This is a genomic window from Sphingomonas sp. JUb134 (genome assembly GCF_004341505.2).
In the GTDB taxonomy this organism is placed as follows: Bacteria; Pseudomonadota; Alphaproteobacteria; order Sphingomonadales; family Sphingomonadaceae; genus Sphingomonas.
Genome location: NZ_SLYP02000001.1, coordinates 1,068,150 through 1,092,027 on the forward strand (window position 1 = coordinate 1,068,150; position 23,878 = coordinate 1,092,027).

Here is a 23,878-nt window from a genome sequence, read left to right on the forward strand (position 1 = left end):
GTTATGGTTGCAGAACGCTTAATCTGGCGTCCGGGTTCTCTGGCGGGTGCTCTGGAGCAGGTCAGGCGACGTGCCAGATGTCGCGCGCATATTCGCGGATGGTCCGGTCCGACGAGAACCAGCCCATGCCGGCCACGTTGCGGATCGCCGCGGCACCCCAGCCGGCGGGATCACGCCAGCGCCGGTCGACCTCGCGCTGGGCGGCGGCATAGCTCTCGAAATCCGCCGCCAGGAAGAAGCGGTCATGGTCGTACAGCTCGCCGACTAGCCCCGCGTAGCGGCTAGGATCGTCCGGGGAGAAGACGCCGGAGGCGATCGCCGACAGTGCCTGGGCAAGTGCCGGGCAGCGCTCGATCATCTCGCGCGGATGATAGTTGCGGCCCCGTTCGGCGACCTGTTCGGCGGTGAGCCCGAAGATGACGATATTCTCGTCGCCGACGCGCTCCTTGATCTCAATGTTGGCGCCATCGAGGGTGCCGATGGTGAGGGCGCCGTTCAGCGCGAGCTTCATGTTGCCGGTGCCCGAGGCTTCCATGCCGGCGGTCGAGATCTGCTCGGAAAGATCCGCGGCCGGCATGATCCGCTCCGCCAGCGACACATTGTAGTTGGGCAGGAACGCGACCTTCAGCAGGCCCTGTACCGCCGGATCGCCGTTGATCCGCCGCGCGATGTCGTTGGCGAGCTTGATGATCAGCTTGGCGTTCCAGTAGCTCGGCGCCGCCTTGCCTGCGAACAGTTTGACCCGGGGGACCCACTCGCGCTCCGGATGGCTGCGGATCTGGTCGTAGAGCGCCACCGTCTCGATGAGGTTGAGCAGCTGGCGCTTGTATTCGTGGATGCGCTTCACCTGGACGTCGAACAGGGCGTCCGGGTCTAGGGACAGGCCCATCTCAGCTCGAATATAGTCGGCGAGAGCGACCTTGTTGGCCCGCTTCACCGCGGCGAAACGCTCGCGGAAGCTGGGATCGTCCGCGAGCGGGGCGAGGCGGGAAAGCTTGGCGGCATCGTCCTTGAACGCCGGGCCGATCCCGTCGGCGATCAGCGCCGTCAGCCCCGGATTGCATTCGTGCAGCCAACGCCGCGGCGTGATGCCGTTGGTCTTGTTGTTGATCCGCTCCGGATAGAGACAATGAAGGTCCGCGAACACGGTCTTCTTCATGAGCTCGGTGTGCAGCGCCGCCACGCCGTTGATGCTGTGTGCGCCGGCAAAGGCCAGGTTGGCCATGCGCACGCGCCGCTCACCGCCCTCGTCGATCAGGCTGATCGCGGCGATCGCGCGGTCGTCGATCCCCGGCGTCTCGCGCGCTTCCTTCAGCAGCCGGGCGTTGATCGCGTAGACGAGCTGCATGTGCCGCGGCAGCAGCCGCTCGAACAGCGGCAGCGGCCAGCTTTCCAGCGCCTCCGGCAACAAGGTGTGGTTGGTGTAGCCGAACGTCGCGCGTGCGATGTCCCAGGCTTCGTCGAAGGCCACGTCGTGATGGTCGATCAGCAGCCGCATCAACTCCGCCACCGCAACCGCCGGGTGCGTGTCGTTGAGCTGGATCGCCGCCTTTTCCGGCAACGTCGTGATGTCGCCGAAATACTGCATGTGCCGGCGCACGATGTCCTGGATGGACGCGGAGGAGAAGAAATACTCCTGCCGCAGCCGCAACTCCTGGCCCGCCGGGGTCGAATCCGCCGGATAGAGCACGCGCACCAGCGTTTCGGCCGCGACCTGGCCGGCAAGCGCACCCTGGTGGTCGCCGGCGTTGAAGCGGTCCAGCCGGATCGGGTCGAAGGCGCGCGTGGTCCACAGCCTGAGCGTGTTGACCCGCCGTCCGCGCCAGCCGACCACGGGGGTGTCCACCGCCATCGCCTCCAGCCCCTCGGCCGGCTTCCAGTGGACGCGCCCGTTGTCCCGGCTGACGACCTCGCCGCCGAAACCGACCAGATAGGCGCTTTCGCGCCGCTCGAACTCCCAGGGATTGCCGTGCGCGAGCCAGGTTTCGGGCAGCTCGACCTGCCAGCCGTCATCGATGCGCTGGCGGAACATGCCGTTCACATAGCGGATGCCATAGCCATAGGCGGGCAGGTCCAGGCTCGCCAGGCTCTCCATGAAGCACGCCGCCAGCCGCCCCAGACCGCCGTTGCCCAGCGCCGCATCGGGCTCGATCGCCTCGATCTCGGCAAGGTCGATCCCGAGCTCCTCCAGCGCATCGCGCACCTCGGAGTCCCGGCCGAGGTTGGCCAGTGCGTCGCGCAGCAGCCGGCCGATCAGGAACTCCAGGCTGAGATAGTAGACCCGCTTGGCCCCGGCGGCATGGGCGGCGCGCGTGGACTCCATCCACCGGTCGATGATGTCGTTGCGCAGCGTCAGGATCGTCGCGGCGAGCCAGTCGTGCGGGTGCGCCGCCCGCTCGTCCTTGCCGATGCGGTGCTTGAGGGTGTCGACGATCTGCGCGGCAAGCGGGGACTGGGTCATGGGTGCGCCGTATCAAAGGGCAGGGAAGGAGCTTGTACCGCGCGGTCTCCCGCTGTCATTACGGAATGATAAGGATCGCGGTCGGTTCGTCGCAGAGCAGGGCGCCGACGCGCGTTTCGACGCCTTCCGGAAGCCCGTCCAGGACGGTATCGGCCCACCAGTCGCGAGCGGGTGCCGGCGTCTCGGTGCCGGCGGTCGCCTCTGCGGTCCGCAGCGCCACGACGGCGAGCAGCCTCTCTTCGCCCGCCGTCCTCGTGAAGGCGAGGACATGGTCGGCCTGGGGACCCCGAACGTCGACCGGTCGATAATCGCCGCTGGCGAACAGTGCCGGGTGCTGGCGCCGCAATCCCAGGAGCCGTGCGATCAGCGCAAGCTTCTCCGCACCCTGCCGAGTGGAACCGGCGAGCAGCTGCGCGCGCAGGCCATAGTCCACGGGGCGACGATTGTCGGGATCGACCAGGCTATAGTCGGGCAGCTCGGTGCCCTGGTAGCAGTCGGGCACGCCCGGGACGGTATAGCGCAGCGCCACCTGCGCCAGCGAGTTGGCGCGCGCCGGAGCCGCGGTCCGGGCGAGGAATGCCTGAAGGTCGGCGAGGAAGTCGCCCGACTTGCCCGGATCGAGCAGCGCCCGGACCAGCCCTTCGGCCGCGCCCTCATAGGCTTCGTTGGGAGCCTCCCACGAGGATCGCAGCTTGGCCTCCCGAAGCGCCTTCTGCTGCCAGGCGACGACGCGGTCGGCAAAGGCGACCAGGCCGTCGGCATCGTCGATCGCCAGCCCGTCCGGCCAGGCGCCGAACAGGGTCTGGAACAGCATGTAGACGTCGCCGGGATCGACGCCATCCGCATGGGGAGCCGCAAGAGCGTGCCAGCGCAGCACCGTCTCCCGCCAGGTGTCGGGCAGCTCGCTCAGCACCGCGAGGCGGGCGCGCATGTCCTCGCCGCGTTTGTGGTCGTGGGTGGCGGTCGCGAGCATGCCGCGCGGGAAGCGCTCGGCGCGGCCGACCGCGTCTGCGTGGAACTCGGCGATGCTGGCGGAAAAGCGGGTCGCGTCGAAGCCGACGTCGTTGCGCGAGAGCAGCCGGCCGAAGCGATAAAAGGCCGTGTCCTCCACGGCCTTGGCCGCGATCGGCGCGGAGAGCTGCTGGAAGCGGCGCACCGCCTCCGCCGCGAGTTCGGTGTCCCCCGGCCCTGTGCCGGCGAGCCATTCCAACACGCGGTCGACCACCGCCTCCTCGCCGGGGGGCACGTGGGCGGCGACCCGGCTGCGCGCGATCTCGCGGATCTCGGCGTCGCCCTCGGGTGCGGCATCTCCGGTGCCGTAGGTGCGGTAGACGGGGAACACCCAGAGCAGGCGCTCGATCGCGCGACGCAGCATGCCGCGGGTGAGGCCCTCGGTCTCGGGCGTGGAAGCCGCGAGCGCCGTGAACGCCTGGACGCACCGCGTCAGCTGGCCTTCGAATGCCCAGGCAAGCATGTGGCGCCGCGCCTCGAGCTCCTCGGCCTCGAAGTCCGCCGGGCGGCCGCTGATCTCCTCCCAAAGCCGGTCGAGCGGGGCCTCGCCTTCCGGCGCGTGGAGGAGCGCGGCCACTTCCTCCATGAAGTCATAGCCGCTGGTCCCATCGACCCCCCAGTCGTCGGACAGGGGCTCGCCCGCGCCCAGGATCTTCTCGATCACCAGATAGGCGGGGCCCGGTGGGGCGTCCGCCGGCCGGGGCGTGGCATCCAAGCGCGCACGCAGGGTACGGCAATAGCCGGCGGGATCGGTCAGCCCATCGACATGGTCGACTCGAACGCCATCGATCAGCCCCTCGGCATAAAGGCGCAAGGGGAGGGCGTGGACGGCCTCGAACACCTCGGGGTCTTCGATACGCAGGCCGGCGAGTTCGCTCACCGTGAAGAAGCGCCGCCAGTTGAGCGCGTCGTTGGCGGTGCGCCACGACGCCAGCCGGTAATGCTGGCGCTCCAGCACCGCGCGGATCTCCTGCGGATCAGTCGTCGCGCTACCCGCCTGGTCTTCGTCGCGCAGCGGGAAGCGGTGCTCGCCATAGGCGGTGACGAAGCGCTTGCCGTCCTCCACCTCGATCGTGAGGGCGCCCTGATCGAGTGCTTCCGACAGCGGCGTGCCGAGCACCGGCAGCAGCACCGGCTCGAGCCAGTCGATGTCGAAGAAGCGGGCATAGGCGCTGCCCTGCCCGTGGGCGAGCACGTCCATCCACCAGCCATTCTCGCTGCCGGCGACGCCCATGTGGTTGGGCACGATGTCGATGATGACGCCCATGTCGCGCGCACGCAGCGCCTTCACCAGGCTGCGAAACGCCTCCTCGCCGCCCAATTCGGGATTGATCGTGGTCGGGTCGACCACGTCATAGCCGTGGGTCGAGCCCGAGCGTGCCGTCGTGATCGGCGACGCGTAGACGTGGCTCACTCCAAGCCGGTCGAGATAGGGAACCAGCGCCTCGGCATCGGCGAAGGTGAAGTCGCGGTGGAACTGGAAGCGGTAGGTGGCGCGCGGAGTCATCCGTTCCTCATGGCGTTGATGCGGGCGACGCGCCGGGCGACGTCGGGCCGGTCGAGCAGCTCGGGGGTGGGCGCCGGCATGCGCCGCCGCCAATTGGGGTGTTCGTTGATCGTGCCGGGCAGGTTCGGCTGTTCCTCGGCACCGATCAGGTCCTCGATCGGCAGGATCGCGAGTTCGCACGGCGTACCGGCGACGAACGCGAGGGCGGCTTCGACCGCAGGCGCCGGATCGTCGGCAGACGGCTCGGCCGCTTCGGTCACGCCGGCATCGGTGAACGCCTGCCACAGCAGCGTGCGCTCCTCGGCGCGGGTGGCGCGCTCATCCGCCTCGACGGCGTCGGGCCGGGTGCGGCCGAGCCGCCAATTCCAGTCGATGTCGCGCTCGACCCACCAGCCGGCAACGGTCGCCAGGTCATGGGTGCCGGTCATCGCGGCGGCCTCCTTCGACCAGAGGTCGGCGGGGATGAACCCGTCCTCGTCGCGTTCGAAGGGCAGCACGCGCATGCCCAGCATGCCGCGCTCGTCCATCTTGGGGCGGAATCCCTCGGGCACCGTGCCCAGGTCCTCGCCGATCACCACAGCGCGGGCGCGGTGCGATTCGATCGCGAGCACGCGCAGCATGTCGTCGAGGGGCATGGTCAGATAGGCGCCGTCGCGTGGCGACGCGCCCTCGGGCACCACCCACAGGCGGCGCAGGCCAAGCGCATGGTCGATGCGGATGCCGCCGGCATGGTCGAGCGCCGCGCGCAGCGTCGCGATGTACGGCTCGAAGCCGGTGCGCTGGAGCGCGCGCGGCGAAAAGCCGGTGATGCCCCAGCTCTGCCCCTCCGGCCCCAGCAGGTCGGGCGGGGCGCCGAGCGACAGGCCGGTGAGCAGGTCGTCGCGGCGACTCCAGGCATGGCTGCCGCCGCCGTCCATTCCCACCGCCAGGTCGGCGATCAGCCCCAGCGCCATGCCGCCATCGGTCGCGGCGCGCTGGGCGGCGTCCAGGCTGCGCTTGGCCAGCCACTGGCAGAAGAGGTAAAAGTCGACCTCCTCCGCATGCTCGGCCGCAAAGCGCGCGACGGCGTCTCCGGCAGGATCGTGGAAGGCATCCGGCCAACCCTGCCAGCCCGTCGCGCCGCTCTCCTGGAAGAAGTGTGCGTGCAGCGCGTCGAAGCGGGCATGGCGCAGCAGTTCGTCCCCGCCCTTGCGCGCATAGTCGGCTACCTCGGCGCGCACCGCGTCGCTGCGGGCGGCAAAGGCGGCACGCAACTGGCGCAGCCGAGCAGGAATCGCGGCGCTCCAGTCGATCAGCTCGGCGGAGGCAGGCTCTTCGACGTTCGCGCCTGCCAGCGCGGGATCACCGTAGAGGATGTTGAGGAACAGCCGGCTCGATGGCGCATAGGGGCTATAGCGGCTGGCGTCCGCGGGGAACAGCGCATGGACGGGGCTGATCGCCAGCGCGTCGGCACCCTTGCCGGCAAAGGCGCGCGCGGCTTCGGCCAGCGTGCCGAAGTCGCCAAAGGCACGGTGCGGATCGCGCAGGCCCGCGATCTGCACGGCAGTTCCCCACAGGCGCTTGCCGCCGGCCGCATCAGCCACGCCGAAGCAGCGGCGCGGGGCGATCGCCAGACGGATCGTGCGGTCGCCCTGCACCAGCTGGTAGTAGCCCGGCACGTCGATTGCCGGCAGGCTTAGGCCGGAGCGGTCCTTGGCCAGGGTAACGAGACGTCGATCGCCCCCCTCGGACAGCACCTCGGCCGCTCCCTCCCGCAGGCAACCGGTAGGCAACACCACCGGCTTGCCGACATCGGCCGAAACGAAGCTGCACGACGCCGTCTGGTCCTCGGCCAGGTGCTTGCGGCTTTCGGTGATCGCGGCGGGGCTGCTCGCGGGCAGCCCGAGCGCCGCGAGCACGGCGACGAGCGCGTCGTCCGACACCCGCTGCGGGTCGCCGGCGGCGTCCTCCCAGTCGATCAGCAGCCCCGCTTCGGTCGCGAGGCTGTGGAGCGGGCTCATGCCTCCACCCAGACGGCGACGCTTGCGGGCGCGCCGGGCTCGCCGTGTGCGAACAGCGGCTGTGCCAGCTCGGGGAAGGCAACCCCCGTGTCGCCCAGGTTGAGCGCGATGGTCAGCGTCGCACCGTCGCCCATTCGCCAACGGGCGACCACCGCCGCCTCGCCGATCGCTTCGGCACCCAGGCTGGTCGTGCCCTTCAGCCGCGGGACGATGTGAGTGTGGCGCAGTGCCAGCAGTTCGCGGTAGAGCGCGCGCCACTCGGCGGCGTCCGGGCCGGGCTCCGGGTGCGACTGGTCGAACGTGCTGCGCGCGTTGGGATCGGGGATGCGCGCGCGCGCTTCCGGATCGGCGAACGCCTCGAACTTCGCGAATTCCTTGCGCCGGCCCTCGCGCACGGCATCGGCGAGCTCGTCGTGGAAGTCGGTGAAGAACAGGAACGGCGCTGCGCTACCCTCGCTGTCGCCCATGAACAGCAGCGGGATCTGCGGGCCCAGCAGCAGCAGGGCGGTCGCGGCGCGCAGCTTGTCGGCGTCGGCAAGCTGCGTCAGCCGCTCGCCCATCGCGCGGTTGCCGACCTGGTCGTGGTTCTGGAGGAACGACACGAATGCCGTCGGCGGCAGGTGGCCGCTCTTGCTCCCGCGCGGCTTGCCGTCGTGGTTGGGTGAGCCCTCACCCTGGTAGATGAAGCCTTCCGCCAGGCAGCGCGCCAGCCGCTCGGCCGGCTTTTCCGCGAAATCCTGGTAATAGGCGCTGCTCTCGCCCGTCAGCAGGACGTGCAGCACATTGTGGAAGTCATCGTTCCACTGCGCATCGAAGCGACCGGCGCCCAAGCGGGCGGCGTCGTTCTCTTCATTCTCCAGCACGAGATGGACATGGCGATCGGGGCCGACCGCCTCGCGCAGCTCAGCCGCCATCGCATCGAGGAAGCCGGGGTTGCCGATCGCATGCACTGCGTCGAAGCGCAGGCCGTCGATGCGATACTCCTCCAGCCACATGCGCGCATTGTCGACGAAGAAGCGGTGCACGGGCTCGGCATCGACCGCGACGGCGCCGCCCCAGGGGGTGTGCACGTCGGTGTGGAAGAAGTCCTTTGCATAGGCGCCCAGGTAGTTCCCGTCCGGCCCGAAGTGGTTGTAGACCACATCCAGGAACACCATCAGCCCCAGCGCATGGGCGCGATCGACCAGCGCCTTCAGCTCCTCAGGGGACCCATAGGCCTCGGCCGGGGCATAGGGGAGCACCCCGTCATAGCCCCAGTTGCGGGTGCCGCCGAATGCGTTGACCGGCATCAGCTCGATCGCGGTGACGCCCAAGTCGGCGAGGGCCGGCAGTCGTTCGGCTACGCCCGCGAACCCGCCCAGCACGCCCGCATGGACTTCCTCGATGACGGCCTCTTCCCACGGCCGGCCGCCCCAGTCGGAGGTGGTCCAGCGATAGGCGTAGGGGTCGACCACCACGCTCCAGCCGTGCACGCCGCCCGCCTGCGCACGCGCGGCGGGATCGGGCACCGCCAAGTCCGCGTCGAGGCGGAAGCGATAGCGGGCACCGGCACCGACCGGCGCCTCGGCCGAGAACCACCCGTCCTCGTCGCGGGTCATGGCGACGGCCTGACCCCCGTCGATTTCCAGCGTCACCTCCGGCCGGTCGGGTGCCCAGAGGCGGAACCGGGTCCGGTCGGCGGCGACCGGCGTCGCGCCCCAGCTGCTCACGCGGGCTGCTCCTCCGGTGCCGCTTCCGGCTCGGCCGGTGCTTCCGGCTCGGCGATGTCGGCGACCCAGTGGATCAGCGCCGCGCTCTGCGGACCGAGCTCATACTCGTTGCCGATCTCGAACGCGTCCTCGTCCGGCCGGGCGCTGTCCACCAGCACGGTGCGCGACACGTCGGGGGCCGGCAGGGTGAAGGTGATCGCGTCGCCGGACGCGTTCAGCAGCAGCGTCATGCCCTCGATCCGACCGTCCTCCAGCTGGCGCGCACGGCGCATGACCAAGGCACGGCCTTCCGGATTGTTCCAGTCGTCCGAGCTCAGCGGCTGGCCCTGCTCGTCCCACCATTCCAGGTCGTTGATGTCGGTGCCGGGCAGCTTCTCGGCATGGAGGAAGCTCGGCGCGCGCAGCAACTCGTGCTGGTGACGCAGGGCGATCAGCCGCGACGTGAACGCAAGCAGCGCCTGCCCCTCGGGCGCGTCGCGCTTGCTCCAATCGACCCAGCCGATCTCATTGTCCTGGCAATAGGCGTTGTTGTTGCCGCCCTGGCTGCGCCCGAACTCGTCGCCCGAAAGCAGCAGCGGCGTCCCGAGCGAGGTGAATAGGGTCGTGAGCATCGAGCGCATGACCCGCTGGCGCGCGTCGTTGATCGCCGGATCGTCGGTCGGACCCTCCACGCCCCAGTTGCGCGAGTAGTTCTCGCTGTGGCCGTCGCGATTGTCCTCGCCGTTCGCCTCGTTGTGGCGCTGCTCGTAGGCCACCGTGTCGGCGAGCGTGAAGCCGTCGTGCACCGCCAGCGCGTTGACGCTCGCCCACGGGCGCCGCGCGCGACGGTCGAACAGGTCGCTCGATCCGGAGATGCGCGCCGCCAGTTCGCCGCGCATCGAAGGATCGCCGCGCCAGTATTTGCGCACGCCGTCGCGATACTTGTCGTTCCACTCGGCAAAGCTGGGCGGGAAATTGCCGAGCTGGTAACCGCCGGGCCCGATGTCCCAGGGCTCGGTCGACAGCTTCAGTCGGCCCAGGACCGGGTCCTGGCGGATCACGTCGAAGAAGGCGGCGCCCGGGTTGAAGCCGTGTTCCTCGCGCCCGAGCGTCAGCCCCAGGTCGAAGCGGAAGCCGTCGATCCCGAACGAGGTCGCCCAGTAGCGCAGCGAATCCGCCACCATCTGGATGACGCGCGCCTTTTCCAGGTTGAGCGTGTTGCCCGTGCCGGTGTCGTTGATCGTGTAGCGCGGATTGTCCTGGACGTGACGGTAATAGGTCGCGTTGTCGAGCCCGCGCCACGAGAGCGTCGGGCCGCGTTCCGATCCCTCGCAGGTGTGGTTGTAGACCACGTCCATGATCACCTCGAGCCCGGCGGCATGGAGGCGACGGACCGCCAGGCGCAGCTCGTTGTGGCTGTTGCCAGCGAAGTAGCTCTGCTCGGGCGCGAAATAGCTGAGGGTGTTGTAGCCCCAATAGTTGCGCAGGCCCTTTTCCTGCAGGAACCGGTCCTGCACGAACGCATGGATCGGCATCAGCTCAACGGCGGTGACGCCCAGCCGCTTGAGGTGATCGATCACGCGCGGATGGCTGAGCGCTGCAAAGGTGCCGCGTTCCTGGGGCGCGACCTCCTCGAACAGCTTGGTCAGCCCCTTGGCATGCGCCTCGTAGATCACCGTGTCCGACCACGGGGTGTTCGGACGGATGTCGCCCGACCAATCGAAGTGCGTATCGACCACGACGCCCTTGGGCATGGCGGGCGCGCTGTCGCGCCGATCGAAGCTCAGGTCCTCGCGCCGCGAGCGGACCTGATAGCCGTGCAGCGCGTCGGTCCAGCGGACTTCGCCGTGCAACTGCTTGGCATAGGGGTCCAGCAGCAGCTTGTTGGGGTTGAAGCGGTGGCCTTCCTCGGGCGCATAGCGGCCATAGGCGCGATAGCCGTAGAGGAGGCCGGGACGCGCTTCGGGCAGATAGCCGTGCCAGACCTCGTCGGTCCACTCGGTCAGCTCATAGCGCTTGATCTCGCGCCGGCCGGTCGGTTCGAAGACGCACAGTTCGATCTTCTCCGCATTGGCGGAGAAGACGGCGAAGTTGACGCCCAGACCGTCAAACGTGGCGCCGAGCGGATAGGGCGAACCGGCTTCGAGCCGGTCGGGTAGGCTGTTCAACGAGGACCCCCTTCGAATCGTAGCACCACCGCTGCGAGCGGGGGCAACACGACGTCCGCACTTGCCGGCTGGCCGTGCAGTGGCGTCGCGGAGGCGGTAACCATCCCACCGTTGCCGATGTTCCCGCCGCCGTAAATTTCCGCATCGCTATTAAGGACTTCGCGCCATTGGCCCGCGCGCGGCAGACCGATCCGATAGCCGTGGCGCGGCTCGGGCGTCATGTTGAGCAGCACCACGCAGGGCGCGGCACGCCCGTCGCCATAGCGGGCATAGGCAAAGACGCTGTTCTCCGCGTCGTCGCCCACGATCCAGTCGAAGCCGGACGGGTCTGCGTCGCGGGCATGGAGCGCCGGCTCGCTCGCGTAGAGCGTGTTGAGATCGCGCACCAACCGCTGGATGGCGGCATGCTCCGGGCGATCGAGCAGGTCCCAGCGCACCTGCGCGTCGTGGTTCCACTCGGTATCCTGGGCGAGCTCGCCGCCCATGAACAACAGCTTCTTGCCCGGATGTGTCCACATGAAGCCGAAGTACGCCCGCAGGTTCGCCAGCTGGCGCCAGCGATCGCCCGGCATCTTGCCCAGCAGCGATCCCTTGCCGTGCACCACCTCGTCATGGCTGAGCGGCAGCACGAACTTTTCGGAGAATGCGTACACCAGGCCGAAGGTCAGCTCGCCATGGTGCCAGCGCCGGTACATCGGGTCGCGCTCCACGTACTGGAGCGTGTCGTGCATCCAGCCCATGTTCCACTTGTAGGTGAAGCCCAGGCCCCCCTGGTGGACGGGGGCGGTGACGCCAGGCCAGGCGGTGGACTCCTCGGCCAGCGTGATCGCGCCGGGGCAGCGTTCCGCGACCAGGGTGTTCATGCGCTTGAGGAACTCGACCGATTCCAGATTCTCGCGCCCGCCGTGGATGTTGGGCACCCATTCGCCGGCGTTGCGGCTGTAGTCGCGGTAGAGCATCGAGGCGACCGCATCGACGCGTAGGCCGTCGATGTGGAACGTCTCCAGCCACCACAATGCCGAGGCGAGCAGGAAGCCCGCCACCTCGCGCCGGCCGAGATTGTAGATCAGCGTGTTCCAGTCCTGGTGGAACCCCTCGCGCGGGTCGGCATGCTCGTAGAGGTGCGTGCCGTCGAACTGGGCGAGGCCGTGCGCGTCGGTCGGGAAGTGCGCCGGCACCCAGTCGAGGATCACGCCGATGCCAGCGCGGTGGCACGCGTCGACGAAGCCCGCGAACTCTTCCGGCGAGCCGAAGCGCGCCGACGGCGCGAACTGCGACAGCGGCTGATAGCCCCAGGAGCCGCCGAACGGATGCTCCATGATCGGCAGCAGCTCGACATGGGTGAAGCCCATGTCGGCGACATAGGGGATCAGCCGCTCGGTCAGCCCCTGCCAGTCGAGCGTGCCAAGTGCGTCGCCGTCGGGCCGCAGCCAGGAGCCGGCATGCACTTCGTAGATCGACAGCGGTGCGTTCGGAGCCTGCCGGTGTCCGCGCTCCGCCATCCAGTCGGCATCGTGCCAGCGATAGTCCGGTGCCGGCGCGACGATCGAGCCGGTGGCCGGCGGCGCCTCCGTCTGGCGGGCGAGCGGATCGGCCTTTTGCACGATGCGCCCATCCGCGCCGAGGATCTCGTACTTATAGTGGGCACCCGGGCCGATGCCGGGGACGAACAGCTCCCACACGCCGGCACCATGATGGCGGCGCATCGGGTTGCGGCGGCCGTCCCAGCCGTTGAAGTCGCCGATGACCGACACGCGGCGCGCGTTCGGGGCCCAAACGACGAAGCTGACGCCCTCCACGCCCGCAACGGTGCGCGGCTGGGCGCCGAACACGCGCGCCAGATCCCAGTGGCGGCCCTCGTTGAACAGGTGGAGGTCGAGGTCGCCCAGCACCGGGCCGAAGCTATAGGTGTCCTCGATCTCCTGTACCCAGCCGCCCGGCCAGCGGATGGCCAGGCGATAAGGCACGTCCTCGGCCAGCGTGCCGGTCCAAAGGCCGCCGTCGCAGCTGAGTTCGCCGAGGGGGCGGCCGTCGTCGCGCGCGATCAGCGCGACGGCCTCCGCACCGGGCTGGAAGCTGCGGACGACGCGCCGGCCGTTCTCCTGGTGGACGCCCAGCAGCGCAAACGGGTCGTCCAGCGTTCCAGCGCGCAGCGCGCCTGCGAGTGCGCCAACATCGGTCATGCGAAATCCTCGTTGAGCAGGCGGGCCGCGGCGCGGGCGAGGCCCAGCGCCGGCACGGCGATCCAGTCGGGCCGGTTGGCCGCCTCGTAGGCGACCTCATAGGCCGCCTTTTCGAGCAGGAAGAGGTCGAGCAGCGGGTCGCCGGCACCGGAATGGGGAAGCACGCCGCTCTCCGCCGCCGCTTCGCCATAGCCGGCCAGGAACGCCTCGATCGCGGAGCTGCCGAAGCGCGCATAGCGGCGCGTGGCACGTGCCTCCTCGCGTTCGGCGCTGAACGGCAGGTTGCGCTCCGCCACCGCCGCCGCATAGTCGAACGAGCGCAGCACGCCGGCGACATCGCGCAGCGCCAGATCCTTGGCACGACGCTCGGCGAGCGGCTTGGCAGGCTCACCCTCGAAGTCGATCAGCATCACGTCGCTGCCGGTCACCAGCACCTGGCCCAGGTGCAGGTCGCCGTGGATGCGCGTGCGGGCGCGTCCTTCCGCGCTGCGGGCGACAGTGCCCACGCGTTCCATCAGCGCGGCACGCTGCTCGGCGAGCCGCGTGAGCGCCGCATCGCCTTCCTCGCTGCCGAGCGACACGCCCTCCAGCATCAGCAGCGCGCGGTCGAGCTGCCCCGCCACGCGGCCACCCAGCCGATCGGCTTCCGCCGCGCTCATCGGCTCCGGTGCAAAGGCAGTATCGTCGCTGTCCTGCGCGAGCACAGCGTGCATTTCCGCCAGGCGCCGACCGAAGTTCGTCGCGAAGTTGCGATAGTTGGCGAAGTTCGCATCCTCGTCGGTGGCGAGGCGCTCGAGCACGCCGAGCGTCCACTGCCAGCCGTCGCCCTGGTTGTAGACGAACGCCTGGGCCAGCATCACCAGCGTCTCGCGATCGCCCTCGACGCGGGTCACGGTGCCGAGCATCGGCGGCACGTTGGCAAAGCCGTGGCCGGAGAGATAGCGCACCATCTCCACGTCCGGATGGATGCCAGGTGCCACCTTGCGCAGCAGCTTCAGCACGGCGCGTTGTCCCAGCACCAGCGTGCTGTTGGACTGTTCGGCCGCCAGCCATTCGGGCGCGGCGTCCGGCTCCAGGTCGAAGCTTTCGAAGGCCTTGAAGCGCAGTTCGCCGCCGTCTGTAAGTGGCACGACGGTGTTGTCGTGGAGCGCCTGCACCACCGAGCGGCCGAAGCCTTCCAGTGCGAAGCCGTCGGTCAGCAGGCCGACCGTGCGGCCGCGGCGCACCCGCGCCAGCGCGAGGTTGGACGCGAACGGCCCGGTGTTCTCGCCCTCCCAGGCGATGCCGAGCGGCAGCATGTAGGTGGCGGTGCCGCTGTCGGTTGCGACGTCGATCTCGCCCAGCAGCAGGTCCTCGGCTGCCGGCATCGGCGTCGACCGGACCAGCTGGACCGATGCGATCGTCTCGTCCTTCGCCCCGAACCAGCGGCGCTGGGTCAGGTAGCTCGGCAGCAGGTCCTTTTCGAGGACGCCGCGGTTGGCGCCCAATGTGACGTCCGCCAGCTCCGGCCGCAGGACGAAGGTGTAGCGCTCGATCTCGCTCGCTGGAGCACCGCTTGCCCAGCTCGGCCCGCTCTCGTCGGAGGCGAGGCGGAACCAGAGGAAGCCATAGGGCGGCAGCGTCAGCAGATAGGGAAGCTGACCGACCTTGGGAAAGGGCGTGCTGCCGAGCAGTTCGACGGGCGTGCGGCCCTCGAACTCATGGAGGTCCAGCTCCACCGCCTGCGCGGTGCGGCCGAGGTTCGCCACGCACAGGATGGTGTCGCCCTCATGCTCGCGCAGATAGGCCAGGATCTTGCGATTGGCGGGGCGCAGGAAGCGCTGGGTACCGCGCCCGAACGCCTGATATTCGCGGCGCACCGCCAGCATCCGCTTGATCCAGTTGAGCAGCGAATGGCGGTCGCGCTCCTGCGCCTCCACGTTCACCGCCTGATAGCCGTAGAGCGGGTCCATGATCGCCGGCAGCGCGAGTGCGGGCGGATCGGCGCGGGAGAAGCCGCCGTTGCGGTCGGGCGACCATTGCATCGGCGTGCGCACGCCGTCGCGATCGCCCAGGTGTATGTTGTCGCCCATGCCGATCTCGTCGCCGTAATAGAGCACGGGCGTGCCCGGCATGGTCAGCAGCAGCGCGTTCATCAGCTCGACGCGGCGCCGGTCGCGCTCCATCAGCGGCGCGAGGCGCCGGCGGATGCCCAGATTGATGCGCGCGCGCCGGTCTGCGGCATAGGTGTTCCACAGGTAATCGCGCTCGGCATCGGTCACCATTTCGAGCGTCAGCTCGTCATGGTTGCGCAGGAAGATCGCCCATTGGCAGTTTTCGGGGATCTCCGGCGTCTGGCGCATGATGTCGGTGATCGGGAAGCGATCCTCCTGCGCCACCGCCATGTACATGCGCGGCATCAGCGGGAAGTGGAACGCCATGTGGCATTCGTCGCCCTGCTCGCCGAAATACTGCTGCGTGTCCTCCGGCCACATGTTCGCCTCGGCCAGCAGCATCCGGTCGGGATAATGCGCGTCGAGGTCGGCGCGGATCTTCTTCAGGACGTCGTGGGTTTCGGGCAGATTCTCGTTCGAGGTGCCGTCGCGCTCGATCAGATAGGGGATCGCGTCCAGCCGGAGCCCGTCCACCCCCAGGTCGAGCCAGAAGTGCATCACCGACAGCACTTCCTTCAGAACCTCGGGATTGTCGAAGTTCAGGTCGGGCTGGTGGCTGTAGAAGCGATGCCAGAAATATTGCCCGGCGACCTCGTCCCAGGTCCAGTTGGACTTTTCGGTATCGAGGAAGATGATCCGGGTGCCCGAATAGATCTTGTCGTCGTCCGACCAGACGTACCAGTCGCGCTCGGGCGATCCCTTGGGTGCGTTGCGGGCGCGCTGGAACCAGGGGTGCTGGTCCGACGTGTGGTTGATGACCAGCTCGGTGATGACGCGCATGCCGCGCTCGTGCGCCGCGGCGATGAAGTCGCGCGCGTCGTCCATCGTGCCGTAGTCGGGGCTGACGTCGCGGTATTCGGCGATGTCATAGCCGTCGTCGCGCCGGGGCGAGGGGTAGAAGGGCAGCAGCCACAGCGTGTTGACGCCCAGGTCCGCCAGATAGTCGAGCTTCGACATCAGCCCCTTGAAGTCGCCAATGCCGTCGTTGTTGGCATCGAAGAACGACTTCACGTGCAACTGATAGATGACCGCGTCCTTGTACCACAGCGGATCCTGGTCGTGGGCGGCTGCGGCGGTCATGCGAAGTCTCCGGGGGCGATGCGCCAGATGCGATAGGGCTGGTCGGGGTCGAGGCGGATGTGCTGGTGCTTGCCGTGCCAGCGGAAGCGATGGCCGGCGGCGAGGTCCTCCACCGCGACGCTGCCGTCGTCGGGGATGCCGAACTCCCACAGCGGGATCTCGAACGCGGCATCCTGTCCGTGGTGCGGATCGAGGCTCACCATCACCAGCAGCATCTCGCTGCCGTCCGGCGCGGGCTTGGCGTAGAAGATCACCCGATCGTTGTGCGCGGGCAGGAAGCGGGTGTTGAGGTGCGTCTGCAACGCGGGATGCGCGCGGCGCAGGCGGTTCAGCAGCGTGATGTCGCCGATGATGTTGCCCGGCGCCTGCCAGTCGCGCGGCTTGACGATGTACTTCTCGGAATCGTGATATTCTTCCTTGCCGGGCACCGGCGCCGCCTCGCACAGCTCGAAGCCCGAATAGACGCCGAACAGCCCCGACAGCGTCGCCGCCAGCACCGCACGGATGCGGAAGCCGGGCCGGCCCGAGGTCTGCAGAAAGATCGGGTTGATGTCCGGCGTGTTGACGAAGAAGTGCGGCCGATAGAACTCCTTGGGCGCGGTCGTCGTCAGCTCGGTGACATAGTCGATCAGCCCCTGCTTGTCGTCGCGCCAGGTGAAATAGGTGTAGCTCTGCGAGAAGCCGATCTTGCCGAGCCGGTACATCATCGACGGGCGCGTGAACGCCTCCGCCAGGAAGATGACGTCGGGGTGCTCTGCGCGCACCTCGCCGATCATCCACTCCCAGAAAGGCAGCGGCTTGGTGTGCGGATTGTCGACGCGGAAGGTTTTTACCCCGCGTTCGACCCACAAGAGGATCACGTCGCGCAGCGCGATCCAAAGACCCGGCACGGCATCGGGTCCGTAGAAGTCGACGTTGACGATGTCCTGATACTTCTTGGGCGGGTTCTCCGCATATTTCATCGAGCCGTCGGGCCGCCACGCGAACCAGCCGGGATGCTCCGTGAGCCAGGGGTGATCGGGCGAGGCCTGGATCGCGAAGTCGAGCGCGATCTCCAGCCCGTGCGCACGCGCCGCCTCGACCAGCCGGGCGAAGTCTTCAGCGGTGCCCAGCTGCGGGTGGATGGCGTCGTGCCCGCCCTCGGCGCTGCCGATCGCATAGGGACTGCCGGGATCGTCGGGCCCTGCGGTCAGCGTGTTGTTCGGGCCCTTGCGATGCGTGCGCCCGATCGGGTGGATCGGCGGAAAATAGAGCGTGTCGAAGCCCATGTCGCGCACCGCCGGCAGGCGCGCGATCACGTCGTCGAAGGTGCCGTGGCGGCTGGCATCCTCGGTCTGCGAGCGCGGGAACAGCTCGTACCAGCTGGAGAAGCGTGCCGCGAGCCGCTCGGCATCGACGATCTGCGGCTCCGAACGCAGCCGGTGCGGGCGGTCGTCTGCCGCATCCATCAATGCCGCGAGCTCAGGCGATAGCAGCAGCGCGGCGCTGTCGGCGCCTTCGCTCGCCGCTTCCAGCCGGGTGTGCCAGTCCGACAGGGTGGACCGTGCCTCGCCCTGCGACCGCGCCACCGCCTCGGCGACCAGCGCACGGCCCTCGGCATGGTCGACCGGTTGCGCGACGCCGGCGTCGAGCTTCTTCGTGAAGTCGCGCCGGAAGCCGCCGAACCGGTCCAGCCAGCCCTCGACCGCATATTCGTAGCGGCCGAGCCGTTCGAGGGCGAAGCTGCCGCGCCACAGATCGTTCGGCAACTGCGTCATGCGCGCGACGCGCCAGTTCGCCTCGTCCACCGCGCGCCAGTGCAGCTCGACCGCGAGTTGCTCGTGACCGTCGGTGAACACCGTCGCCTCGACCGGCACTTCCTCGCCGACCACCCGCTTGACCGGGAAGGCGCCGCCGTCGACGCGCGGGTGGAGGTCCTCGACCACCAGCCGTGGGGAGGCGGCAGCGGCGCTGGCCGCCTCGGGCGCCACCGCCATGCGGATCGGCGACGCACGCCGCGCGGCGACCAGCCGCACTTCGCCTCCGGCAAGCTGCGTGCCGACCTCACCCTCCGCGCCGAGGACGGAGAAGCCCTCGAACGCGGAGCCCATATATTCGCGCACCAGTGCCGGGGAGGGCAGCGACTGCGGCGTGTCGCTGCGATTCACGAATATCAGCAGCGCTTCGGACGCCTCGCCCACGTCGCTCGCATCCGCGCGCAGCAGCACGCCGACAGGGGCCTGCGGTCCGGTCAGCGCCCGCATCTCGCCATCGAAGCGTTCGGCGGCCTGCGCGACTTCCAGTGCATGGCGCACGGCCTGCGCCAGATCCGGGCTGCCTGCGAACAGGTCGGCCGGCACGATGATGCCGTTGGCGCTTGCGGCCGCCATTGCGAGCGTCCGTGCGAGGGCCGAGGGCGCGTCCGCATCTCCGCTGGTCGGAGCCGTTACCTCCGCCAGGAGCGGCGCCTGGCCGCGCAGCTCCTCATACTCCTCCACCAGCCACGGTGCACGAAGGTCCCACCACGCATAGGAGGAGGTGATCGCGGTGAGCCCTGCCGATGCGAGGGCGCGCACCTGCGGCCGCGACAGGTCCGGCGCGCCGCTGATGAAGCGCGCGTCGGGATGCCGTTCGCGTACGGCCGAGATCAGCCCGATCAGCGTTTCCGGCGGGATGCGATCCGCCCCAAGCAGCCGGAAGCCCGTAACCCCCGCATCGAGGAGGGCGGAGAGCCGCTCCGCCAGCACCGGACGCAGCAGCGCCGCAGCCTCGGGCGTACGTAACCGCGCGCGCGCCTCGCCGGTCGCCTGTGCAGGCTGGCGGGGATCCACGGGGCCGCCGCCAGCGCTGGCGCGCCGGATCGCAAATGCTTCCGGGTGGCTGGCGAGCAGCGGGTGATCAATGGGTGCGCGGTCGAGGGGCAGCGCGACCAGCAGCGCGAGCCCCGCCTCTGCGCAGGCTCCGGGGAGTGCGGGCGGCACCAGCTCCGCCTCCCCAAGCACCGGCGCCTCGGCGCGCCACAGCACGCCGTCGAAACCGGCGGCAGCGGCATCGGTCAGCAGGCGCTCAGGAAGAGGAAAGGCGGTGATCGAGAGGAGGCGGGAGACGAACTGCGGCAAAAGTGACCTCCATCACGGGAACCTGCACTCAACATCGGCGGGGGCGCATCGTTCCGCCCCCGCCGCAAGGATTTGCGGCAGGCCGGCGGGCGATCCCGTCGAGGGGTTTTGCGCGCGTGCCGCTTCCCAGGCGGCACGCCCGGCGATCAGGCTTTGGCGCTGCCCGATTTGCGCTTGGCGGGGGTGCTCGCCGCCTTCTTCGGGCCGGCCGCTCGCTTCGCCTTGGGCGCCTCCGCGACGGCTGCGACGCCCTCGCCCGCCGTCGCGGCCTGGGCGGCCGGCGTCGTCTTGGGAGCGGTGCTGCGCGACGTACGCGCCTTCTTTGGCGCCGGCGTCACTTCGCTATCCGTCGAGGCCGCGGCCTGGGCGTCGATCTCGCGGCAGGCGGCGTCCCAATGGCGTTCATGCTCGCCTTCAGGCTGGCCTTCCTCCAGCCACATCGCATGGGCGCGCTCGCGGATACGGTGCTCTCGATCGTTCAACTTCACTCTCCCAGGTCCGGCATGTGCCGGGATTGTTGCCGCAGTCGTTGCGCTTGCGAAAGGGGTTACAGGATCGGCTTGCCGCCCGTCACCGCCACCGTCGCACCGGACACGTAGCTGGCCTCTTCGCTGGCGAGCATCACGTAGACGGGGGCAAGCTCCGCGGGCTGGCCGGCGCGGCCCATCGGCACGTCCTTGCCGAAGTTCTCGACCTGCTCCGGCGGCATCGTGGACGGGATCAGCGGCGTCCAGATCGGACCGGGTGCGACGCAGTTCGCCCGGATGCCCTTCTCCGCCAGAAGCTGCGACAGCCCACCGGTGAAGTTCTGGATCGCGCCCTTGGTGGTGGCATAAGCGAGCAGCGTCGGCTTGGGCGTATCGGCGTTGACCGAGGTCGTGTTGATGATCGCGGACCCTGGCTGCATGTGAGGCACCGCGGCCTTGGTCAGATAGAACATCGCGTGGATGTTGGTGCGGAAGGTCTTGTCCCACTCCTCGTCCGGAATGTCGGTGATCGCCTCGAACGTCATCTGGTGGGCGGCGTTGTTGACCAGGATGTCGAGCCCGCCGAACGCTTCCACGGCCTTGTCCACGATCGCTCGGCAGTGCGCCGCGTCGCCGATGTCGCCCGGCACCAGCACCGCCTTGCGTCCGGCATCCTCCACCAGGCGTGCCGTCTCCCGCGCATCCTCGTCTTCGTTCAGGTAGGAGATCAGCACGTCGGCCCCTTCTCGGGCGAAGGCGATCGCCACCGCGCGGCCGATGCCGCTGTCGCTGCCGGTGATGATCGCGCGGCGACCCGCCAGGCGCCCGGAGCCGCGGTAGCTATGCTCGCCATGGTCCGGCCGCGGGTTCATTGCTGCCGTGGTGCCGGGGGGCGATTGCTGCTGTTCGGGCTGCGGCGGCATCGGGCGATCGGTCATGTGTGGCTCCTTCGCTCCGCGAACGGCCGACGGGGAGGCGGGTTCCGGCGTCATGCGTGCGGCGCAGGAGAATGCTCAGCCGACGGCTTTCTCCAGCTCGGCCTTGCTCATCTTGGAACGACCGGGGACGTCCTGCTTCTTCGCCTTCTCGTACAGCTCTGCCTTGGTGGGGCCATCGCGACCGCCTTTTCCGCCGCTGCTGCGCTCCCGTCGCTTGGTCTGAGCGAGCCGGCGCTTGTTCTCGGAGGGGCTCTGCTGATTGGACGCGCCCGCCTCGCTCAGTGCGATCGCGACCGCCTGCTTGCGGCTCTTCACCTTGCGTCCCGAGCCGGACTCCAGCTCGCCTTCCTTGAACTCGTGCAGGACTCGTTCCATCGTGTCCTTCTGGGCCTTGCTCTGTTTGGCCATGGTGCTCTCCTCGGGCGCATGGAACGCGCGGACCTGCGGCGCGCTCAGTCGCTCGGACAACGCGCGGAGGCGAGAAATGGCACAGCCGGAACGGGGAGCGGGCGGCGGAACGGTCGTCGGATGGAAGCTGGACGCGAGCGAACGCGCAGCACTGCTGGCGCGGTTCCCGCCGCGCTGGCCGAACACGGTCGCGGACCACGTCACCTTGCGTTCCGGAACCGGCCCAGGGACGCCCCTGCCGACCGAAGAGGCGGGCGAGGTGGTCGGCTGGGCCGACGACGGAGAAGGGCTGCAGGCGCTGGTCGTCGCGATCGGCGGCAGCACCGCCCGCAGCGACGGCAGCACCTATCACATCACCTGGTCGCTGGATCGCGACGCCGGACGCAAGCCGGTGGAGAGCAACCGGCTGTTGGCAGAACGCGGCTGGCAGCGGTTGGACGCGCCGATCCCGATCCGGCTGCGGCCTGCCCGCTTCTAACTCAGGGTGCGATCGGCCGCGGTTTCGACACGCCGACGCCTCGGCTGTTCGCGGTCGCGGTCGCACCGATCATGCCGCAGCCTTCGTAGGAGGCGGCAAGCCCGCAGGCGAGATGCGGCATCTTCACCAGCCGCTCGCGTTCTCCGATCGCGTCGATGATGCGCGGGTCTCCCGGCGTGGGTTCCAGGATCGGCACGCGGTACTCGTCGGCATCGCGCAGGGCGCACACGACGATTTCGCCCGATTCCGCATCTGCCTCGCACCGGTACTCGGCCCGTGTCGCTTCCCGATATTGCGCCATTGCGGCGTCCACGTTCGCCTGTTGCGCCATCACCACCAGCAGCAGATCGAACGGCATCGGCACCTCCCGGGGGCACGCGCGAATCGGAACCGGCCGAGTGTGCAGGATCCGACGCGAAACGCCAGCGCCTTCGCTCGACAAGCGGGCACGCCTTCCCTATCGCCGACCCATCATCATCCGGAGCAGAAGCACAGCCATGCAGACCGCCAGCCAGGTTCTCGATCGCGTCCTCGTGCTGGAGATGGTCCGCGTGACCGAAGCCGCCGCCATCGCCGCCTCCACCTTGGTGGGACGTGGCGACGAGAAGGCGGCGGATGCCGCCGCCGTCGAGGCGATGCGGGAAGCGCTCAACGGGCTCGACATGGACGGCACCGTCGTGATCGGCGAGGGCGAGCGCGACGAGGCGCCGATGCTGTTCATCGGCGAAAAGGTCGGCACCGGCCAGGGCCCTGCAATCGACATCGCGCTCGATCCGCTGGAAGGCACCACCATCTGCGCCAAGGCTGGGCCGAACAGCCTGGCGGTGCTGGCGATCGCCGAGGAAGGCGGGCTGCTGAACGCTCCGGACGTCTACATGGACAAGATCGCCGTCGGCCCAGGCTATCCCGCGGGCGTCATCGACCTGGACAAGACGCCGACCCAGAACGTCGAGGCGATCGCCGCGGCCAAGGGCGTGAAGCCGCACGAGATCATCGCCTGCGTGCTCGACCGCCCGCGCCACGAGGCGCTGATCGCGGAGCTGCGCGCGATCGGCTGCGGCGTGGTGCTGATCGGCGACGGCGACGTGGCCGGGGTGATCGCGACCACCGATCCCGACACCACGATCGACGTCTACATGGGCACCGGCGGTGCTCCGGAGGGCGTGCTCGCCTGTGCTGCGCTGCGCTGTGTCGGCGGCCAGTTCAAGGGCCGGCTGCTGTTCCGCAATGACGACGAGCGCGCGCGGGCGGCCAAATGGGGCGTGACCGACCTCGACAAGCAGTATGACCTGACCGAACTGGCGCGCGGCGACTGCATCTTCGCCGCGACGGGCGTCACGGACGGGTCGCTGCTCGCTGGCGTGAAGCGCATGCGCGGCAAGATGACCACCGAAAGCGTGGTGATGCGCGCCAGCTCCGGCACGGTGCGCTGGGTCAAGGGCGAGCACCGCATCGACGCATGATCCTGGCGCTGCTCGCGCTGGCACTCGCGAGCTACGTCTGGTTCCTGAAGGGTGAAGCGGTGCTGCGGCGCTGGCGCGGCCCAGGGGCAGGCCGCTCCCGCGTGCAGCGGCTGCGACGCTGGACCGCACGGGCGTGGCTGCTGTTCGGCGCGGTTCCGCTCTTGGTGCTGGCGCTTCTCGGGCAGCTCGACACCCTGCAGCGGCTCCCGGACGCGTTCGTGCCGCTCGCCCTCGTCGTCCGTGCCGCGCTGGTCGGGCAGGGGGTTCCGGCGGACGCCGGTTTGCTCGCCGCAGCAGTGGCGGGCGGGCTTGCAGGGGGCGCTGGCGTCGGCCTGCTGATCGCCGCCTGGCGCCGCCGGCGGGGCCGCGGCGACCTCCACATCGGCCACGTCGGCGGGTTGCTGCCGCGTTCCCGCACCGAGCTACGCTGGGGCGCTGCGGTCGCGATCACGGTCGGGATCGTGGAGGAGCTCTTCTTCCGGCTGCTGCTGCCTCTGCTCGTGGCCGAGGCGAGCGGCAGCGCCCTTGCCGGCTTCGGTGTCGCGACGCTGCTGTTCGGGTTGGCGCATGGCTATCAACGGCTTGCCGGCATGGCCGCCACGACGCTGGTCGGCGGGCTGTTCGCCGCCCTCTATCTCTACAGCGGCGCTCTGTGGCTGGCGATGCTCGCCCATGTGCTGCTCGACCTCAACAGCCTGGTCCTGCGCCCGGCCTTTGCCGGTGCATGGCGGAGGCATTGACGGCCTGGTGTGTTGCTTCAATACTACGCCGGAAT

15 protein-coding genes are annotated in these 23,878 nt (G+C 69.2%); 3 read left to right on the forward strand and 12 right to left on the reverse strand.

Features of this window, described 5'->3' with window-relative positions; all coding sequences use genetic code 11:
• Positions 1-61 precede the first annotated feature (61 nt).
• The 11 genes from EDF69_RS04970 to EDF69_RS05020 all read right to left on the reverse strand — a co-directional run bounded on the left by EDF69_RS04970 (position 62) and on the right by EDF69_RS05020 (position 21,162).
• Positions 62-2,461 (reverse strand): glycogen/starch/alpha-glucan phosphorylase, encoded by a 2,400-nt coding sequence (locus EDF69_RS04970; protein ID WP_132882430.1) that lies wholly within the window; start codon positions 2,459-2,461, stop codon positions 62-64.
• Between the two features lie 58 nt (positions 2,462-2,519).
• Positions 2,520-4,979, reverse strand: coding sequence for a malto-oligosyltrehalose synthase (gene treY, locus EDF69_RS04975; protein WP_132882431.1), 2,460 nt, complete (start codon positions 4,977-4,979; stop codon positions 2,520-2,522).
• On the reverse strand, positions 4,976-6,979 hold the full coding sequence (malQ, locus tag EDF69_RS04980; RefSeq protein WP_132882432.1) for a 4-alpha-glucanotransferase: 2,004 nt from the start codon (positions 6,977-6,979) through the stop codon (positions 4,976-4,978). The genes treY and malQ overlap by 4 nt, the downstream gene beginning before the upstream one ends.
• Positions 6,976-8,688 (reverse strand): malto-oligosyltrehalose trehalohydrolase, encoded by a 1,713-nt coding sequence (gene treZ / locus EDF69_RS04985; protein ID WP_132882433.1) that lies wholly within the window; start codon positions 8,686-8,688, stop codon positions 6,976-6,978. The genes malQ and treZ overlap by 4 nt, the downstream gene beginning before the upstream one ends.
• Positions 8,685-10,835, reverse strand: coding sequence for a glycogen debranching protein GlgX (gene glgX, locus EDF69_RS04990; protein WP_132882434.1), 2,151 nt, complete (start codon positions 10,833-10,835; stop codon positions 8,685-8,687). Before glgX ends, treZ begins: the two co-directional genes overlap by 4 nt.
• Complete coding sequence (gene glgB, locus EDF69_RS04995) at positions 10,832-13,018, reverse strand: 1,4-alpha-glucan branching protein GlgB (protein WP_132882435.1); 2,187 nt, start codon at positions 13,016-13,018, stop codon at positions 10,832-10,834. Before glgB ends, glgX begins: the two co-directional genes overlap by 4 nt.
• Positions 13,015-16,251: a maltose alpha-D-glucosyltransferase gene (treS, locus tag EDF69_RS05000; protein WP_132882436.1), complete on the reverse strand. Its 3,237-nt coding sequence runs from the start codon at positions 16,249-16,251 to the stop codon at positions 13,015-13,017. The genes glgB and treS overlap by 4 nt, the downstream gene beginning before the upstream one ends.
• Positions 16,248-19,349: an alpha-1,4-glucan--maltose-1-phosphate maltosyltransferase gene (locus EDF69_RS05005; protein WP_204991317.1), complete on the reverse strand. Its 3,102-nt coding sequence runs from the start codon at positions 19,347-19,349 to the stop codon at positions 16,248-16,250. The genes treS and EDF69_RS05005 overlap by 4 nt, the downstream gene beginning before the upstream one ends.
• Before the next feature lie 146 nt (positions 19,350-19,495).
• Positions 19,496-19,831 carry a DUF2934 domain-containing protein gene (locus EDF69_RS05010; RefSeq protein WP_204991318.1) on the reverse strand — a complete coding sequence of 112 codons (336 nt, stop codon included), beginning with the start codon at positions 19,829-19,831 and terminating at the stop codon, positions 19,496-19,498.
• A 65-nt stretch (positions 19,832-19,896) separates the two neighbouring features.
• Positions 19,897-20,754 carry an SDR family oxidoreductase gene (locus EDF69_RS05015; protein WP_132882437.1) on the reverse strand — a complete coding sequence of 286 codons (858 nt, stop codon included), beginning with the start codon at positions 20,752-20,754 and terminating at the stop codon, positions 19,897-19,899.
• A gap of 75 nt (positions 20,755-20,829) precedes the next feature.
• Positions 20,830-21,162: a DUF6496 domain-containing protein gene (locus EDF69_RS05020; protein WP_132882438.1), complete on the reverse strand. Its 333-nt coding sequence runs from the start codon at positions 21,160-21,162 to the stop codon at positions 20,830-20,832.
• A gap of 76 nt (positions 21,163-21,238) precedes the next feature.
• On the opposite strand from EDF69_RS05020, the gene EDF69_RS05025 reads away from it, so the two are divergent.
• A complete protein-coding gene (locus tag EDF69_RS05025; RefSeq protein ID WP_132882439.1) occupies positions 21,239-21,640 on the forward strand; it encodes a hypothetical protein in 402 nt (133 codons plus the stop codon).
• A gap of 1 nt (position 21,641) precedes the next feature.
• Here the strand turns inward: EDF69_RS05025 and EDF69_RS05030 are convergent, their stop codons facing one another.
• The gene (locus tag EDF69_RS05030) at positions 21,642-21,998 is read right to left on the reverse strand and encodes a hypothetical protein (protein WP_125959147.1); all 357 of its coding nucleotides are present in this window, start codon (positions 21,996-21,998) and stop codon (positions 21,642-21,644) included.
• A gap of 139 nt (positions 21,999-22,137) precedes the next feature.
• Between EDF69_RS05030 and glpX the strand changes: the two genes are divergently transcribed.
• A complete protein-coding gene (gene glpX, locus EDF69_RS05035) occupies positions 22,138-23,103 on the forward strand; it encodes a class II fructose-bisphosphatase (protein ID WP_132882440.1) in 966 nt (321 codons plus the stop codon).
• Complete coding sequence (locus EDF69_RS05040) at positions 23,100-23,843, forward strand: CPBP family intramembrane glutamic endopeptidase (protein ID WP_132882441.1); 744 nt, start codon at positions 23,100-23,102, stop codon at positions 23,841-23,843. The genes glpX and EDF69_RS05040 overlap by 4 nt, the downstream gene beginning before the upstream one ends.
• Positions 23,844-23,878: the final 35 nt, after the last annotated feature.